The 16,055-nt window shown below is 72.6% G+C and carries 15 protein-coding genes and 1 pseudogene; 8 read left to right on the top strand and 8 right to left on the bottom strand.

Annotated elements, in window-relative coordinates; genetic code table 11:
* Nucleotides 1-3 precede the first annotated feature (3 nt).
* Nucleotides 4-1,419, bottom strand: a complete 1,416-nt coding sequence (locus EV371_RS19675; RefSeq protein WP_486484701.1) for a multidrug effflux MFS transporter — start codon at nucleotides 1,417-1,419, stop codon at nucleotides 4-6.
* 248 nt (nucleotides 1,420-1,667) lie between these two features.
* Here EV371_RS19675 and EV371_RS19670 point away from each other — a divergent pair, with 248 nt between their 5' ends.
* The 5 genes from EV371_RS19670 to EV371_RS19650 all read left to right on the top strand — a co-directional run bounded on the left by EV371_RS19670 (nucleotide 1,668) and on the right by EV371_RS19650 (nucleotide 6,506).
* The gene (locus tag EV371_RS19670; RefSeq protein WP_130463345.1) at nucleotides 1,668-2,729 is read left to right on the top strand and encodes a DUF2332 family protein; all 1,062 of its coding nucleotides are present in this window, start codon (nucleotides 1,668-1,670) and stop codon (nucleotides 2,727-2,729) included.
* A gap of 143 nt (nucleotides 2,730-2,872) precedes the next feature.
* The gene (locus tag EV371_RS19665) at nucleotides 2,873-3,904 is read left to right on the top strand and encodes a sugar kinase (protein ID WP_130463344.1); all 1,032 of its coding nucleotides are present in this window, start codon (nucleotides 2,873-2,875) and stop codon (nucleotides 3,902-3,904) included.
* A 4-nt stretch (nucleotides 3,905-3,908) separates the two neighbouring features.
* On the top strand, nucleotides 3,909-4,661 hold the full coding sequence (locus EV371_RS19660) for an IclR family transcriptional regulator domain-containing protein (RefSeq protein WP_130463343.1): 753 nt from the start codon (nucleotides 3,909-3,911) through the stop codon (nucleotides 4,659-4,661).
* The gene (locus EV371_RS19655) at nucleotides 4,658-5,287 is read left to right on the top strand and encodes a bifunctional 4-hydroxy-2-oxoglutarate aldolase/2-dehydro-3-deoxy-phosphogluconate aldolase (RefSeq protein WP_349340370.1); all 630 of its coding nucleotides are present in this window, start codon (nucleotides 4,658-4,660) and stop codon (nucleotides 5,285-5,287) included. The genes EV371_RS19660 and EV371_RS19655 overlap by 4 nt, the downstream gene beginning before the upstream one ends.
* 121 nt (nucleotides 5,288-5,408) lie before the next feature.
* A complete protein-coding gene (locus EV371_RS19650; RefSeq protein ID WP_486484700.1) occupies nucleotides 5,409-6,506 on the top strand; it encodes a CapA family protein in 1,098 nt (365 codons plus the stop codon).
* Nucleotides 6,507-6,522: 16 nt separating this feature from the next.
* On the opposite strand, the gene EV371_RS19645 is transcribed toward EV371_RS19650, so the two are convergent.
* From EV371_RS19645 to EV371_RS19630, 4 genes and pseudogenes are all read right to left on the bottom strand, one after another.
* Complete coding sequence (locus tag EV371_RS19645) at nucleotides 6,523-7,605, bottom strand: ABC transporter permease (protein ID WP_130466058.1); 1,083 nt, start codon at nucleotides 7,603-7,605, stop codon at nucleotides 6,523-6,525.
* A gap of 59 nt (nucleotides 7,606-7,664) precedes the next feature.
* Complete coding sequence (locus EV371_RS19640; RefSeq protein WP_130463342.1) at nucleotides 7,665-8,549, bottom strand: ATP-binding cassette domain-containing protein; 885 nt, start codon at nucleotides 8,547-8,549, stop codon at nucleotides 7,665-7,667.
* Between the two features lie 194 nt (nucleotides 8,550-8,743).
* Nucleotides 8,744-9,481, bottom strand: a complete 738-nt coding sequence (locus EV371_RS19635) for a response regulator (RefSeq protein WP_130463341.1) — start codon at nucleotides 9,479-9,481, stop codon at nucleotides 8,744-8,746.
* Nucleotides 9,482-9,539: 58 nt separating this feature from the next.
* A pseudogene (locus EV371_RS19630) lies at nucleotides 9,540-10,784 on the bottom strand (sensor histidine kinase); the annotation flags it as partial.
* Nucleotides 10,785-11,057: 273 nt separating this feature from the next.
* Between EV371_RS19630 and EV371_RS19625 the strand changes: the two are divergent.
* The 3 genes from EV371_RS19625 to EV371_RS19615 all read left to right on the top strand — a co-directional run bounded on the left by EV371_RS19625 (nucleotide 11,058) and on the right by EV371_RS19615 (nucleotide 13,359).
* Nucleotides 11,058-12,164, top strand: a complete 1,107-nt coding sequence (locus EV371_RS19625; protein WP_130463340.1) for an LLM class flavin-dependent oxidoreductase — start codon at nucleotides 11,058-11,060, stop codon at nucleotides 12,162-12,164.
* Entirely contained in the window at nucleotides 12,161-12,775 is a 615-nt protein-coding gene (locus tag EV371_RS19620; RefSeq protein ID WP_130463339.1) for a CE1759 family FMN reductase, read from the top strand. Before EV371_RS19625 ends, EV371_RS19620 begins: the two co-directional genes overlap by 4 nt.
* Before the next feature lie 116 nt (nucleotides 12,776-12,891).
* Nucleotides 12,892-13,359 carry a hypothetical protein gene (locus EV371_RS19615; RefSeq protein WP_130463338.1) on the top strand — a complete coding sequence of 156 codons (468 nt, stop codon included), beginning with the start codon at nucleotides 12,892-12,894 and terminating at the stop codon, nucleotides 13,357-13,359.
* Between the two features lie 29 nt (nucleotides 13,360-13,388).
* Here the strand turns inward: EV371_RS19615 and EV371_RS19610 are convergent, their stop codons facing one another.
* The 3 genes from EV371_RS19610 to EV371_RS19600 form a co-directional block, all read right to left on the bottom strand.
* Complete coding sequence (locus EV371_RS19610) at nucleotides 13,389-14,228, bottom strand: aldo/keto reductase (protein WP_130463337.1); 840 nt, start codon at nucleotides 14,226-14,228, stop codon at nucleotides 13,389-13,391.
* A 216-nt stretch (nucleotides 14,229-14,444) separates the two neighbouring features.
* Nucleotides 14,445-15,434 (bottom strand): FAD binding domain-containing protein, encoded by a 990-nt coding sequence (locus tag EV371_RS19605; RefSeq protein ID WP_130463336.1) that lies wholly within the window; start codon nucleotides 15,432-15,434, stop codon nucleotides 14,445-14,447.
* Nucleotides 15,431-15,940 (bottom strand): 2Fe-2S iron-sulfur cluster-binding protein, encoded by a 510-nt coding sequence (locus EV371_RS19600; protein WP_130463335.1) that lies wholly within the window; start codon nucleotides 15,938-15,940, stop codon nucleotides 15,431-15,433. The genes EV371_RS19605 and EV371_RS19600 overlap by 4 nt, the downstream gene beginning before the upstream one ends.
* Nucleotides 15,941-16,055: the final 115 nt, after the last annotated feature.

Here is a 16,055-nt window from a genome sequence, read left to right as displayed (position 1 = left end):
ACGCTACTCGCTCATGGCCCGAACCGAGGTACGGGCGGCGGGGCCGACGTCCGAGGCAGCGGCGACCTCCGCGACGGAAACGGCCTCCGAGGCGGGCACGGCCTCCGATGCGGGCACGGCCTCCGATGCGGGGATGGCCTCCGAGACGGAAACGGCCTCCGAGGCGGGGACGGCGGGGAGGCGGGCCGGGCGGACGACCAGGACGAGCACGGCCAGTGCGGCGGCCATGCCACCGGCGATCACCAGCCCCATCCCGACGCTGCCGTTGCCGAGGACGCCGACCAGCGGCGCCAGCAGCGCGCCGATGCCGAACTGCACCGCGCCGAGCAGCGCCGCGGCGGTGCCGGCCGCCTCACCGTGCCGGCTCAACGCCAGCGCCGGCGCGTTCGGCATGGCCAGCCCGGAGGCGGCGAGCACCACCCAGAGCGAGGCCAGCACGGCGGGCAGCCCACCGAACCCGGTCGCGGCGACGGCGAGCAGCACGAGCCCGGCCAGCGTACCGACGGTCAGGGCGGTGGTCAGGATCCGCTGCGGTGTGTACCGGCGCAGCAGCCGGACGTTGAGCTGGGAGGCCCCGATCAGGCCCACCGCGCCGGCGCCGAAGACGATCCCGAACTGCCGCTCGTCGAGGCCGTACTCCTCCTGGAAGACGAAGGAGGACCCGGAGACGTACGCGAACAGCGCCGCCATCGCCAGCCCGGCGACTCCGACGAGCCCGACGAACGTACGGTCCCGCAGCAGCGAGCGGTAGACCCGGACGGTGCCGTGTACGCCCCCACTGCGCCGCCGGTGCACCGGCAGCGTCTCGGGCAGCCTGAACGCCGCGAGGACGACCAGGACGATCCCGATCACGGCGAGCGCGATGAAGACTCCGCGCCAGTCGGTCCAGCCCAGCACCGCGCTGCCCAGGGTGGGTGCCAGCACCGGGGCGGCGCCCATCACCAACATCAGCCGAGAGAAGATCCTGGCGAAGGCCGTTCCGCTGAACAGGTCCCGTACCACGGCCATCGCCACCACCGAGGCAGCGGCGGTGCCGAGCCCCTGCAACACCCGCAGCACGCCCAGCGTGCCGATGTTCGGGGCGACGACGCAGAGCGCCGAGGCGATGACGTGCAGCACCAGGCCGGCGAGGAGCGGGACCCGCCGGCCGACCGCGTCCGAGAGCGGGCCGATCATGAGCTGGCCGACAGCGAGCCCGGCCAGGGTGCCGGTGAGGGTCAACTGGACCGCCGCCTCGGCGGTGTCGAAGTCGGCGGTTATCGCCGGCAGCGCCGGCAGGTACATGTCGATCGTCAACGGCCCGATCGCGATCAGCGCCCCGAGTACGAGGACGAGCCGTAGCCGTTCGCGGCCGGTCATCAGGTCGCCGGGTGTGGCGGGCGGCCCGGACGCCTCGACATGCGCGGCGGCGGCGCTCATGGCGTCCTTCCCGGTTGCTGGTGGTAGGTCTGAGCAGGAACAGCAAAGATCACACCTGCCTCCAACCGCTGGTGATCCGGCACATTCCCCGAGTGATCAAGAGGTGCTGCGGCTCACAGCCCCCTGGGCGGCGCCGGATCGGATACTGAGAGGGTGTCCGGTACCGGGAGGACGTCCGGAAGAACCGCGGCCGCCGACAACCCGTTGGGCGCGGACCGTTCGACGGACCTGTATGCGGAACGAGGGACATGGCGACGGCGCAGGAGATCGACGAGCTTTCCGAACACTTCGCCGCCGCACCGGCCACCTTCGTCACCTCCCCGCTCTACCAGGCGCTCTGCCCGGTGGTGGCGGGGGACCGGTCGACCCTGGAACTGCTGACCGGTAGGCGGCCGGGGCAGCAGGCGTCGTACCTCTTCTTCGGAGCCGCACATTACCTGCTGCTGGCCGGGGTGCGGCATCCGCTGCGTGGCTTCTACCCGTCGCTGGTCGGCTCGTCGGCCGCCGATCCGGCGGATGCCGGGCCGGTGCTGCGGGACTTCTGCCGCCGGTACCGGGCCGAACTCGGCGCACTCGTCCGCACCCGCCTGGTGCAGACCAACGTCGTACGCCGGGCGGTCGCGCTGAGGTACGCGCTCTGGGTGATCGGGCAGCGCTGCGCCGACCCGGTGCACCTGGTCGAGGTCGGTGCGAGCGCCGGCATCCACCTCCAGGTCGACCGCTACCGCTACCTCGTCGGCGACCGGGCGTTCGGGCCGGTCGACGCCACGGTCACCCTGGACAGTCGCTGGTTGGGTCGGACACCGCCACCGGACCTGGACGACGTACCGCCGATCGCCAGTCGGACCGGGGTGGACCTGAATCCGGTCCACGTCGCCGACGAGGACGCGCGGTGCTGGCTGCGGGCGCTGGTCTGGCCGGAGAACGGGGACGCGGCGACGCTGCTCGACGCCGCCCTCGACGCGGTGGCGACCGAGCCGCCCGTCATGGTCGCCGGTGACGCGGTGCGGATCTGCCCGGACCTGGCGCGCAGCCTGCCACCCGGAGAGCCGAGGGTGGTCTTCCACGCGGCGACCCGGATGCACGTGCCGGCGGCTCGACGGGCGGCCTTCGACAGGGCGATCGACTCGATCGGCGACGGCGGCCCGCTCTACCACGTCTGGCAGGAGCCGCCGTCGGCGCCGCACACCGGGCAGGTCGCCGATCCGCGCGGCGAGCTGGCGATGCACGGCCCGGACGGCGTGCCCGTACCGCTGCTCCGGGTCGACGGTCACCTGCGCTGGCTGGGCCCGCTCGACGCATCGCACTGACCGGGCCGGGGATCGCCGGAGGGTACCTCGGCACTGCCACGCGGCCCACCGTGGCTGGTCGGGGCACGCTGACCTAGAGTGGGCTCGGTAGGTGGTGCAGATATTGAGCATCAGGTGCAACATGTGCACCAGAGGGGAGCCCGATGACCCCGGTCCCGACGGCTGACGGCAAGCCGACGGCTGACGGCAAACCGACGGCGTCGCTCGACGCGGTCTGCGTCGGCGAGACGATGGCGATGGTGACCCCGACCCCCGGCGGGCGGCTGGACGCCGAGTCGACCTTCGTGCTCCGGGCCGGCGGCGCCGAGTCGAACGTCGCGATGTTCCTCGCCGCGCTCGGCCACCGGGCGGGCTGGGCCAGCCGGGTCGGCGCCGACCCGCTCGGCGAGCTGGTCGTCGGGGAGGTCCGGGCGGCCGGGGTGGACACCTCGCTGGTCGAGGTCGACGCGACCCGGCCGACCGCCGTCTACCTCAAGGACCCCGGCCCGGACGGCACGAAGGTCTACTACTACCGGCGCGGTTCCGCCGCGGCCGGGATGGATCCGGGGTACGCGGACCGGGTCGAGGCGGTGCCGGCGGCCGTGCTGCACCTCAGCGGCGTCACCCCGGCGCTCTCGGAGAGCTGTCGGGGGCTGGTCGAGCGGCTGCTCGGTACCCGGCCGGCGGGACGGCGGCTGGTCTCCTTCGACGTCAACCACCGGCCCGCGCTCTGGCCCGACCAATCCGCCGCCGCCACCGAGCTGCTCCGGCTGGCCCAGGCCGCCGACGTGGTCTTCGTCGGGCTGGACGAGGCGGCGCGGCTCTGGGACGTCAAGGCGCCGGAGGACGTCCGCGCCCTGGTCGATCGCCCCGCAACCCTGGTGGTGAAGGACGGCCCGGTGCAAGCGGTCGCGTTCTCCGCCGACGGGGTCGCCGTCGAGCCGGCCCGGCCGGTCGAGGTGGTGGAACCGGTCGGCGCCGGCGACGCCTTCGCCGCCGGGTGGCTCTCCGGCGCGCTGCGCGGCCTCGACCCCGCCGCCCGGCTGAGGCTCGGACACCTGGTCGCCGGTGCCGCACTCGGCTCCGTCTCGGACTTCGCCGAACTGCCACCGGTGCCCACGATCTGCGCGGTGCTGGGCATCACGCCGGACGACTGGCACCGGCCCGCCGGTCGGGCCCCGGCCGGGCGGAGATAGGACGATGTCCCAGACCGTCGAGCGCGCCCTGCGCATCATCGAACTCTTCGCCGAACGGCCCCGCTCGCTCGGCGAGATCGCCGACGACCTCGGGGTGCACAGGTCGACCGCGCTTCGGCTGGTGCAGACCCTCGAACGGGGCGGGTTCGCCCGCCCGGTCGACGGCCGGTACACGATCGGGTTCCGGATGGTGGCGATCGCGCAGCACGCGGTGGAGCAGCTCGACCTGCACCCGGTCGCCCACCCACACCTGGTCCGGCTCGGTGACCGGCACGGCCACACGGTGCACCTCGCCCAACTCGTCGACGACGAGATCGTCTACGTGGCCAAGGTGGACGGACGCGGGGCGCTGCGGATGCGGTCCCGGGTCGGCCAGCCGGTCGACCCGCACACCTCGGGGGTCGGCAAGGCTATCCTCGCCCACCTCGACGAGCCGGCCCGGGAACGCTTCCTGGCCCGGCTGACCTATCCCCGGCACACCGACACCTCGATCACCGACCCGGCCCGGTTCCGGGCGGAGCTGGCCCGGATCGCCGAGCGCGGCTGGGCCGAGGACGACGGCGAGTTCGAGAACTTCGTCAACTGCGTCGCCGTACCGGTCCGGGACGCCCGGGGCCGGGTGGTCGGCGCGGTGTCGATCACCGCGTTGCGCGCCCTGGCCCCGCTGGAGCGGCTCCGCGAGCACCTGCCGGAGCTGACCGGAACCTGCGCCGCGATATCCCGGGATCTCGGCTGGACAGGAGGACACCGACCGTGAACGGAGTGACCGTGCCCAACCCGTCGACGACCTTCTTCGACACCCTCTTCGCGGACCAGCCGGTGATGGCGATCCTGCGCGGCTTCGATCCGGACCGGACGGTCGAACTCTGCGAGCGGTCCTGGGACGCCGGAATCGACGTGGTCGAGGTACCGGTGCAGAGCCCGGACGCGCTGCCCTCGCTGCACGCCGCCATCGCCGCCGGCCGGGACCGGGACCGGCCGGTCGGCGCCGGCACCGTCATCACCCCGGACCAGGCCCGGACGGTGTACGAGGCCGGCGCGGTCTTCACGGTCGCGCCCGGATACGACCCGGAGGTGGCCGCCGAATGCTCCCGGCTCGGCCTCGCCCACCTGCCCGGGGTGGCCACCTCCTCGGAGATCGGTCAGGCGCTCCGCACCGGGCACACCTGGCTCAAGGCGTTTCCGGCCAGCGAACTCGGCACCAACTGGTTGCGGGCCCAGCACGGCCCGTTCCCGACGGTGAGGTTCGTCGCCACCGGCGGGGTGGACGCCGACAACGCGGCGGATTTCCTCGGCGCCGGTGCCCGGGTGGTGGCGGTTGGTTCCGCCCTACAGGATCCCCGCCAACTCGACCTGCTCGGCCGGCTCGTCGGCACTCCGTAACGCCGGACGGCACCGTCGGTACTCCGTAACGCCGGGCGGCACCGTCGGCTCGTACCGCCCGGCGTCGTCGACACTCCGCCGGCGGGCGGTACGCCGGCCCGGCGCCGCGTACCCTCGCCGGATGAGCGGCGGCGCGGTGCGGGCGTGGCGGGCGATGCTGGCGGGGGTCACGGCCGGGGCGATCCTGCTCGGCTGTTCGGCGGAGCCGGACGCCGCCCCGGCGACACCCGGGGCCCCGGTGAGCCCGCCTGCTCCGGCGCAGACCACCCCGGCGGCGTCACCGACCCCGGCCGCGCCGGTCGAGCTGCGGCTGGCGTTCGCCGGTGACGTCCACTTCACCGGGCGTACGCTGCGGCTGCTCGACGAGCCGGAGACGGCGTTCGGTCCGATCGCGTCGAGGCTGCGGGGCGCCGATCTGACCGTGCTGAACCTGGAGACGGCGGTGACCGGTCGGGGCACCCCGCAGCCGAAGCGATTCCACTTCCGGGCACCGGCGAGCGCCTACCCGGCGCTGCGGGCCGCCGGGGTGGACGCCGCCTCGATCGCCAACAACCACGTACTGGACTACGGGCAGGTGGGGCTCCGGGACACCCTCGACGCGGCGAACAGGGCGCGGTTCCCGGTCTTCGGCGCCGGCATCGACGCCGACGCGGCGTACGCGCCCTGGCTGACCACGGTGCGCGGGGTGCGGATCGCCGTACTCGGCATGTCACAGGTGCACGAGCTGGCCGGGCGGTGGAAGCCGACCGCGACCCGTCCCGGTGTGGCGATGGCGTTCGACACCGCCCGGGCCACCGCCGCCGTCCGAGCTGCCCGGAAGCAGGCCGATCTGGTGATCGTCTTCATGCACTGGGGGATCGAGGGGAGTTCCTGCCCGAGCGGGGAGATGAAGGGCTTCGCCGGCCGGTTGTCCCGGGCCGGCGCCGACATCGTGCTCGGTACGCACGCGCACACCCTGCTCGCCGACGGCTGGCTCGGCCGGACGTACGTGCACTACGGGCTCGGCAACTTCCTCTGGTACGGCGACTCGAAGAGCACCGACTCCGGGGTGCTCCGGCTGACCGTCCGGGACCGTACGGTGATCCGCAACGAGTTCCTGCCGGCCACGGTCTCCCGGACCGGTCAGCCGGTGCTCGTCTCCGGTGCCGCCCGGGGGCGGATCGAGGACAGGATCGCCGCGGCGAGGCGCTGTTCCGGCCTCGCCGCGACACGATCCTGATCCGGTGGTCGGGACCTCAGGAGACCCGGGTCTCCCGCTCCCGCCACGCGGCCCGCAGCGAGGTCTTACCGTTGGTGCGCAGCAGCGATCCCTCGTAGAGCCGGGCGGCGAGCGTGATGCAGAGCGCGGCGGCGCCGAGCAGGACCAGCAGGGCCAGCACCGGCTCCCAGCCGGCGGCGTCGCCGAAGAAGAGCCGCAGCGGCATCGCGGTCGGCGCGGAGAACGGCACGTAGGAGAGCACCGCCATCGCCGTCGGGTTGCCGTTGAGGAAGATCACCAGGAAGAACGGCGCCATGATCACCAACTGGGCCGGCCCGGACGCCCCGCTGATGTCCTCCTGCCGGCTGACCAGCGCGCCGGTGACCGCCCACAGCGAGGCCATCAGCACGAAGCCGACCACGAAGAACGGGATGAACCAGGCGATCGCCGGGCCGAGCTGGGCCAGCAGACCGGCGTCGCTGCCGACGACCTGCATGGAGATCACCGCGACCAGCGCGATCAGCGCCACCTGACCGAACGCGAGCGCGCCGTTGCCGAGTACCTTGCCGGCAAGCAGCGCCCGGACCGGTACCGCCGCCACCAGGATCTCCACGATGCGGGTCTGCTTCTCCTCGGTGACGCTCTGCGCGATCTGCACGCCGAAGGTGATGGAGAGGAAGAAGAAGACCATCGAGAAAGCCATCGGCACCAGGAAGGCCAGCATCGGGTCGACCGCGTCCGGGTTCAGCAGGTGCACCGGGGGAGCGCTGCTCAGCGCCCGTACCACCGAGTCCGGGGTGCGATCCATCGCCAGCACCCGGATGCCGCCGGCCCCGTCGCCCGGCACCACGGCGGCGTCCACCTCGCCGTCCCGGACGAGCTGCTCCGCCGCCGCGACGTCGGCGGCGGCCACCACCTCCATACCGGCCCGGTCCAGGACGCCGCCAACCTCGCCCGCGCCGACCACCGCCACCGTCGAGCTGCCGTCGGAGAAGAGTGCCGGCAGCACCGTGCCGGCCGCCGCGACCACCAGGAAGAGGATGGTACTGACCAGGAACGTCCGGTCCCGGAGCTTGACCACGATCTCCCGGCCGGCGACCAGCTTCGTCGCGCTCCACATCGTGGTGCGGGCTGCGGCCGGTCCGGCCTGCGACCGGGTCGGGGACGGTGCGAGCGTCGTCACTGGGTTACCTCCCGGAAGATCTCGGCGAGCGAGGGAACGATGGGGCCGAAGGCGCGTACCGGGCCACGGGCCAGGGCCGCCCGCAGTACCGCCTGGTCGTCGTCCGGATCGGCGAGTTCGATCACGACCCGTGCGCCGTCGAGATCCACGATGGAGATCCCGGGCAGGTCACGGACCCAGCCGGCGTCGCCGTCGGTGACGAGCTGGTAGTGCGGGGCCGCGTACCGGGAGCGGAGTTCGGCGCGGCTTCCGCTGGCGCGTACCGCCCCGGCGGCGATGATCACCAGGTCGTCGCAGAGCCGCTCCACCACGTCGAGCTGGTGGCTGGAGAAGAGCACCGGTACCCCCCGGTCGGCCCGCTCCCGCAGCACCCCGGCGATCATCTCGACCGCGATCGGGTCGAGACCGGAGAAGGGCTCGTCCAGGATCAGCAGCTCGGGGTCGTGCACCAGCGCCGCCGCGATCTGGGCCCGCTGCTGGTTGCCGAGGGAGAGCTTCTCCAGCGGATCGTTGGCCCGCTCGGCCAGCCCGACCCGGTCGAGCAGGTCGTCGACGCTGCGCCGGGCGGCCGGCGCGGTAAGCCCGTACAGCCGGCCGAGGTAGACGAGCTGCTCCCGGATCTTCATCTTCGGGTAGAGGCCGCGCTCCTCGGGCATGTAGCCGAAGCGCTGCCGCACGGCCCGGGTGATCGGCTCACCGTTCCAGGTCACCGTCCCCGAGTCGGCGGCGAGCAGGCCGAGGATGATCCGCATCGAGGTGGTCTTGCCGGCACCGTTGGCGCCGACGAACCCGGTCATCCGGCCCGGGGCCACCTCGAACGAGATGTCGTCGAGCACTCTCCGGTCGCCGTACGACCGATCGACGGACGCCACGCGCAGCATCCGGCCTCCTTTCCCAGGTGCTCCGCCGGCGCGCCCTGCGCCAGCGGGGACGAGGTTAGTTCGGCCCGACCCGTCCGGCGTCCGCCGCGCGGCGGAACCGTGAGGATGATCCACTTCCGGTGCGGCACGCCACAGGGATGACCGGTGTGGCGGACCGTGGGGATGACCGGGCGACGCGCCCGGCGGCCGAGCCGTCAGCCGCCGGCACCGCCCGGGGTCACCACCCCGTGTTCGTACGCGAAGACGACCGCCTGGGTACGGTCGCGCAGCCCGAGCTTCATCAGGACCCGGGAGACGTGTGTCTTCACGGTCGCCTCGCCGAGCAGCAGCCGCTCGGCGATCTCGGCGTTGGAGGCGCCCCCGGCGAGCTGCACCAGTACCTCCCGTTCCCGCTCGGTCAACTCGGCCAGCCGGCGTCGGTCCAGGTCGGCGGCTCCGCTGCCCGCGTCCGGCCGGCTGGCCGACTGGGCCGCCGTGCCGGCCGGGGTGGTGAAGGTCGCGATCACCCGCCGGGTGATCTGCGGTGCGAGCAGCGCGTCACCCCGGGCCAGGATCCGCACCGCCTCGACCAGATCCTCGGGTGAGCCGTTCTTGAGCAGGAAGCCGCTGGCTCCGGCCCGGAGTGCGGCGAAGAGGTAGTCGTCCCGGTCGAAGGTGGTCAGAATCAGCACCGCGGGCCCGTCCGCCCCGGTGGCCGCGACGATCTGCCGGGTCGCGGCCAGCCCGTCCAGGTGCGGCATCTCCACGTCCAGCAGTACGACGTCGGGCCGCTGGGACAGGGCGAGCTCGACCGCCCGCCGGCCGTCCGCCGCCTCGCCAACCACCTCGAGGTCCTCCTCCGTCTCGAGGATGATCCGCAGGCCGGCCCGGACCAGGTGCTGGTCGTCGGCGAGGAGAACCCGGATCGCGGTCTCCGGGATCGGTTCGGTCATGACCCCTCCTCGGCTCGCCGCTCGCCGTCCCGGGGGAGACGTCGCCGGCGCCGGCCTGGGCGATCGGGAAGCGGGCCCTCACCCGGAAACCGCCGGCGGGCCGGGCACCCACCTCCAGGCTGCCGTCGTGCGCGGCGACCCGTTCCCGCATCCCGATCAGGCCGAGTCCACCGGTGCCGGAGGACGCGGCCCGCCCGGTACGGCCGTCGTCGGTCACCTCCACCTCGACCTCCCGGCGCAGGTACCGGATCCGCACGTCGACCGCGCTGGCCCGGGCATGCTTGATCGTGTTCGTCATCGCCTCCTGGACCACCCGGTAGCCGGCCAGGGAGATCGACTCCGGTACCGGTACCGGCGTACCGTAGATCTTGTACTCGACGGCGAGTCCGGCGTCCCGGGCCCCCTGGAGCAGGCTGTCGACCTGTTCCAGCCCGTAGCCGAGCGCTTCGTCCGCGGCGCCGGCGTTGCGGAGCACCCCCAACATCCGCCGCAGCTCGTCGACGGCGGTACGCGCGCTCTGCTCCACGGCGGCGAGCGCGGTCTTGGCCTTCTCCGGGTCCCTGTCCATCACCCGCCGGCTCGCGCTGGCCTGTACGCCCATCACCGAGACGTGGTGGGCGACGACGTCGTGCAGCTCGCGGGCGATTCGTACCCGTTCCTGGTTGACCGCCCGCTCGGCGTTCTCGGCCCGGGACCGGCGTAGCTCCTCGGCCTGCACCTCCAGTTCGTGCTGGCGCAGGGCGGAGGTCCAGGTGCGGTTGCCGAGCAGGTAGGCGAGGAGGAAGAAGGCGACGTTGAACAGCACGGTGGTGATCACGGCGGCGACGAACGGGGAGATCGGACCGCTCCCGTCCGGAAGGTCCGACTCGATCGACGCGATGCTCATCCCGGCGCCGATCACCAGCCAGGCGAACATCGCGGCGATGACCCCGATCCTGATCCGGGCGGAGAGCCGGCGGTCCCGTCCCCAGACGCCGAGGCTGTAGACGGCGATGAAGAGCCCGGCGGAGGCGACCGGCACCTCCGGGCTGTGCCGGACCTGGGCGGTGATGAAGATCGCGGCGAGTACCACGGTGCTGATCTCCGGATGGCTGCGCCGCCAGATCAGCGGCAGACCACCGGCGACCACCCAGGCCAGTCGCTCCGGCCAGGGCGGCGGGGTGCCGAGCGGAAAGCTGCCCATGCTGGTCGACAGCATCACGCTGAGCAGGCCCAGCGCGGCCATCGACAGGCCCAGGTAGAGGTCCCGCTGGCGCTGTTGCCGGGTCGGCCCGGGGCGGACCCACGGACGTGCCCAATCGATCCCCGGCGCGCCGGTCGGCGCCACGTCGTCTCGTCCTGCGCTGCCAGCCTGCACCCGACATGAATAACGTATCCGCCGTGTGCCGTGCAGTTTCGCCCGGCCGGCATGGCGGAGATCACCCATCCGGTCGGCCCGGCCCGCCGGGGTGTCCGGTGGCGGCCCGGGGGGAATGGGCTGTGGTGCGCGGCGGCGTACGGCGGAATAGTTGACACGGCAAGTATGTTGTGCGGGGCAACCGGAGGTTGGCACCGGGTACCGAGTGAGGAGCTGGTGATGCAGTTCGGGATCTTCAGCGTGGGCGACGTGACCACCGACCCGACGAACGGACGGGAGCCGTCCGAGGCGGAGCGGATCAAGGCGATGGTCGCCATCGCGTTGAAGGCGGAGGAGGTCGGCCTCGACGTCTTCGCCACGGGCGAGCACCACAACCCGCCGTTCGTGCCGTCGTCCCCCACCACGATGCTCGGGTTCGTCGCGGCCCGGACCAGCCGGCTGCTGCTCTCCACCGCCACCACCCTGATCACCACCAACGATCCGGTGAAGATCGCCGAGGACTACGCCATGCTCCAGCACCTGGCCGACGGCCGGGTCGACCTGATGATGGGTCGGGGCAACACCGGACCGGTGTACCCGTGGTTCGGGCAGGACATCCGCAACGGCATCCCGCTGGCGATCAACAACTACGACCTGCTGCGCCGGTTGTGGCGCGAGGACGTCGTCGACTGGGAGGGCAAGTTCCGCACCCCGTTGCAGTCGTTCACCTCCACACCCCGGCCGCTGGACGGGATCCCTCCGTTCGTCTGGCACGGCTCCATCCGCAGCCCGGAGATCGCCGAGCAGGCCGCCTACTACGGCGACGGCTTCTTCGCCAACCACATCTTCTGGCCCAAGGAGCACACCCAGCGGATGGTGGGCCTCTACCGGCAGCGGTTCGAGTACTACGGCCACGGCGCCGCAGACCAGGCCATCGTCGGCCTCGGCGGCCAGGTGTTCATGCGGCGCAACTCCCAGGACGCGGTACGCGAGTTCAGGCCGTACTTCGACAACGCCCCCGTCTACGGGCACGGTCCGTCGCTGGAGGACTTCACCCGGGAGACCCCGCTGACCGTCGGCAGCCCGCAGCAGGTGATCGACCGCACCCTCACCTTCCGCGACTACGTCGGCGACTACCAGCGGCAGCTCTTCCTGATCGACCACGCCGGACTGCCGCTGAAGACCGTACTGGAGCAGTTGGACATCCTCGGCGAGGAGGTCGTACCGGTACTGCGACGGGAGTTCGCCGCGCTGCGCCCCGCGCACGTACCCGAGGCACCGACGCACGCGTCGATGAAGGCCGAGCGGGACGCGGCGGCGGCCACCGGGGCGGGAGCCGCCCGATGACCGCCCGCCGGCTCGTGGTGGTCTCGGCCGGGCTGCGGGTGCCCTCCTCCACCAGGCTGCTGGCCGACCAGCTCGCCGAGGCCAGCGCGGCGGAACTCGACCGGCGGGGCGTGCCGGTCGAGACCGAGCCGATCGAGCTGCGCGACCACGGGCACGACATCGTGAACCACCTGCTGGCCGGCTTCCCGCCGGCGTCGCTCAAGCCGGCCCTGGACACGGTCGCCGCGGCGGACGGACTGATCGTGGTGACGCCGATCTTCAACGCCTCGTACAGCGGGCTGTTCAAGGCGTTCTTCGACCTGGTCGGCGACGACGCCCTGGTCGACCGGCCGGTACTGATCGGCGCGACCGGGGGGACCGCCCGGCACTCCCTCGCGCTCGAACACGCCCTCCGGCCGATGTTCAGCTACCTGCGCGCGGTGGTGGTGCCGACCTCGGTCTTCGCGGCGCCGGAGGACTGGGCCGGCGGCAGCGCGCAGGGCACGCTGCGCGGCCGAATCGACCGGGCCGCCCGGGAACTCGCCGCGCAGATCGCCCGCCGCGAACCGACCGAGGCCGCCGACCCGTTCCGGCTCACCACGAGCTTCGACCAACTGCTGACCGGCGACTGAGCCCGGGCCGGATCGGCGGGTGAGCCCGGGCCGGATCGGCGGGTGAGCCCCGGATCGGGCTGGCGGGGTGCCCGGCCGCGTCGGGCCGGCCGGCGTGCGTCCGGTTGAATGTGCGGATGACCCCAGCGGTGCCCCGGGCCATCACGCAGGCCACCGTCCGTGCCGTCGAGGCGGTCCGGGCGCGGGACCCGGACGCCCTCGACGAGGCGGCCGGAGATCTGGCCCTGCTCCCCGCCGAACAGGTCGGGCTGGTGCTCGGCGCGGTGCTGCGGACACTGCTGGAGCAGGCGCACCCGGACGGGCTGGACGGCGAGGACGTGCAGGCGGTACTCGTACGCTGTGCCCGGAGCAACGCCAGCTGGCTGCCGGGGCTGGACGTCGAGGTGCTGGCGCTGCTGCTGACCGGTGCGCTCGGTGTACACCAGATGGCGGACGAGGCGCCGCCACCCGAGCCGGCGGCGGTGGCCCGGCATGCCCCGCTGCTCGTCGCCGACCTGCTCGCGGTGGCCGGCGGAGCGGTCGGCGACTACCTGGCCGCCGCGCTGTCGGAGATCGCCGTGGCGGAGACGATGGAGCTGCCCTAGTCAGCGGGGCCACCGGCTCGGCGGTCCGGTCAGTGTCCGGTCCTGTCGGAGTCGGTCGCGGCCTGCTCGCCCCGGTCGAGCGCGGAGAGCGCGGCGACGTCCTCCGGGGCGAGCGTGAAGTCGAAGACGTCGATGTTGCTCTTCATCCGCTCCGGCGAGGCGGTCTTCGGAATCGGGATCAGCTCCAGTTCGAGGTGCCATCGGAGCACGACCTGCGCGGGCGTGCGGCCGTACCGGTCGGCGATCCCGGTCACCACCGGGTGGGTGAGGAGCTCGCCGCCATGCCCGATCGGTCCCCAGGACTGGGTGGCGATGCCGTGCTCCCGGTGGTACGCCCGCGCGGCCTCCCGGGTCAGCGTCGGGTCGAGCTGGATCTGGTTGACGTCCGGTGTCACGCCGGTGGCGGCGCGGATCCGGTCGATGTGCGCCGGTTTGAAGTTGGACAGTCCGACGGCCCGTACCCGGCCGTCCCGGAGCAGGTCGGTGAGGCCCAGGAAGGCGTCGACGTACCGGTCCTGCCACGGCAGCGGCCAGTGGATCAGATAGAGGTCGAGGTAGTCGACGCCGAGCTTGCCGACGCTGTCCCGGAACGCCTCCTGCACCCGGTCCCGGCCGTGCCACTCGCCGTTCAGCTTGCTGGTGACGAAGAGTTCCTCCCGGGGTACCCCGGAGGCCCGCAGGCCACGGCCGACGCCCACCTCGTTGCCGTACTTGTAGGCGGTGTCGATCAGCCGGTAACCGACCCCGATCGCCTCGGCGACCGCCCGCTCGGCCTCTTCGTCGGTCAGCGGCCAGGTGCCGAAACCGAGCTGCGGTATCCGGGCACCGTTCGCCAGCGGTCGGGTCGGCACGCTCGGCGCTGCGTTCATTGAACCTTTTTCAACCTCCCCTTGCGGTCCGCCGGACTGCAAGGTCGGACGCGGTGCATGAGCGTCGCGCGGTTCAGGTTGAAAAAGGTTCATCGGGTTGATCTCCTGCGGTTCAGGCCGGTCCGGCGGAGCGGGCCGGTGGGGTGCGACGTTCCTCCAGATCAACCTACCCGCGGCATCAACCTACCCGCGGCGGCGTACCCGTCGCCGAGGTGCTCAGCCGGATCCGTCGACCAGGTCGAGCAGGGTCCGGGCCAGGGTGTTGCGGGCCATCGGCACCTTGAAGGCGTTGCCCGGCAGCGGCTGGGCCTGCCCGAGTTCCGCCTCGGCAGCGGCCCGGAACCGCTCCTCCCGGGCCGGGCCGCCGCGCAGCAGTTCCTCGGCCCGGTCGGCCCGCCACGGCTTGTGCGCCACCCCGCCGAGCGCGATCCGGACGTCCCGGACTATCCCGTCCGCCACGTCGATTGCCGCCGCCACCGAGACCAGCGCGAAGGCGTACGACGCCCGGTCGCGCACCTTGCGGTAGCGGGACCGGGTGGCGAAGGTGAGCGCCGGTACCTCGATCGCGGTGATCAGTTCACCGTGCGCCAGTACCGTGTCCCGGTGTGGTTCGCGCCCCGGCAGCCGGTGCAGTTCGGCGACGGGGATGCGCCGCCCGCCGGCCGGACCCTCGGTCTGCACGATCGCGTCCAGTGCGACCAGGGCGACCGCGAAGTCCGACGGATGGGTCGCGACGCACTCCGACGAGGTGCCGAGGATCGCGAGTTCCCGGTGGTATCCGTCGATCGCCGAGCAGCCGGTGCCGGGCTGGCGCTTGTTGCACGGGGTGGTGAGGTCCTGGAAGTACACGCACCTGGTGCGTTGCAGCAGGTTCCCCGCGGCGGTGGCGAGGTTGCGCAGCTGGCCGGAGGCGCCGGAGAGCAGCGCCTGGGAGAGCGCCGGATAGCGCTCACGGACCAGCGGGTGTGCCGCCAGCTCGCTGTTCGGGGTGGCGGCGCCGATCCGGATGCCGCCGTCGGGCAGTTCCTCGACCCGGTCGGAGGTGAGCCGGCGGACGTCGACCAGCAGGTCCGGCGTGGCCACCTCCAGCTTCATCAGGTCGACCAGGTTGGTCCCGCCGCCGAGGAAGGCGCCGTTGGGTGCCTCGGCGAGCAGCGCGACGGCCCCGGTCACGTCGTCGGCGCGCAGGTACCGGAAGGGCCTCATCGGCGGGCCAGGTCCAGGATCGCCGGCACGATGTTCGCGTAAGCGGCGCAGCGGCAGAGGTTGCCGCTCATCCGTTCCCGGATCTCGTCGGCGTCCAGCCCGACCCTGCTCCCGTCGCCGCCCACGGTCACCGCGCTCGGCCATCCCGCCTCGGCCTCCCGGAGCATCGCCACCGCCGAGACGATCTGCCCGGGCGTGCAGTAGCCGCATTGGAAGGCGTCGTACTGGATGAAGCAGCGCTGCATCGGGTGCAGGTCGCCGTCGGGGGCCAGGCCGGCCGCGGTGACGATCTCGGCCCCGTCGTGTGCCACCGCGAGGGCGAGGCAACTGTTCACCCGCCGCCCGTCCAGCAGGACCGTGCAGGCGCCGCACTGCCCGTGGTCGCAGCCCTTCTTCGGACTGGTGTTGCCCAGCCGCTCCCGGAGGGCGTCCAGCAGGGTGGTCCGGGTGTCCACGATGACCCGGTGATCGGCCCCGTCCACCCGGAGGTTGACCTCGGCATCCATCCTTCCGGCCTCCTGGTGGGATCGAGTGGCGGATGAACACCATCAAACTAGCCGTACCAGGAAGATACAGGCTGAAAAAGCGTAAACCAGCTCAGAATCCGACCGTACGCCGCCG

Source organism: Plantactinospora sp. CNZ321 (genome assembly GCF_004217235.1).
The sequence above is the reverse complement of the archived record's forward strand: the minus strand, read 5'-3'. Positions and strand labels throughout refer to the sequence as shown.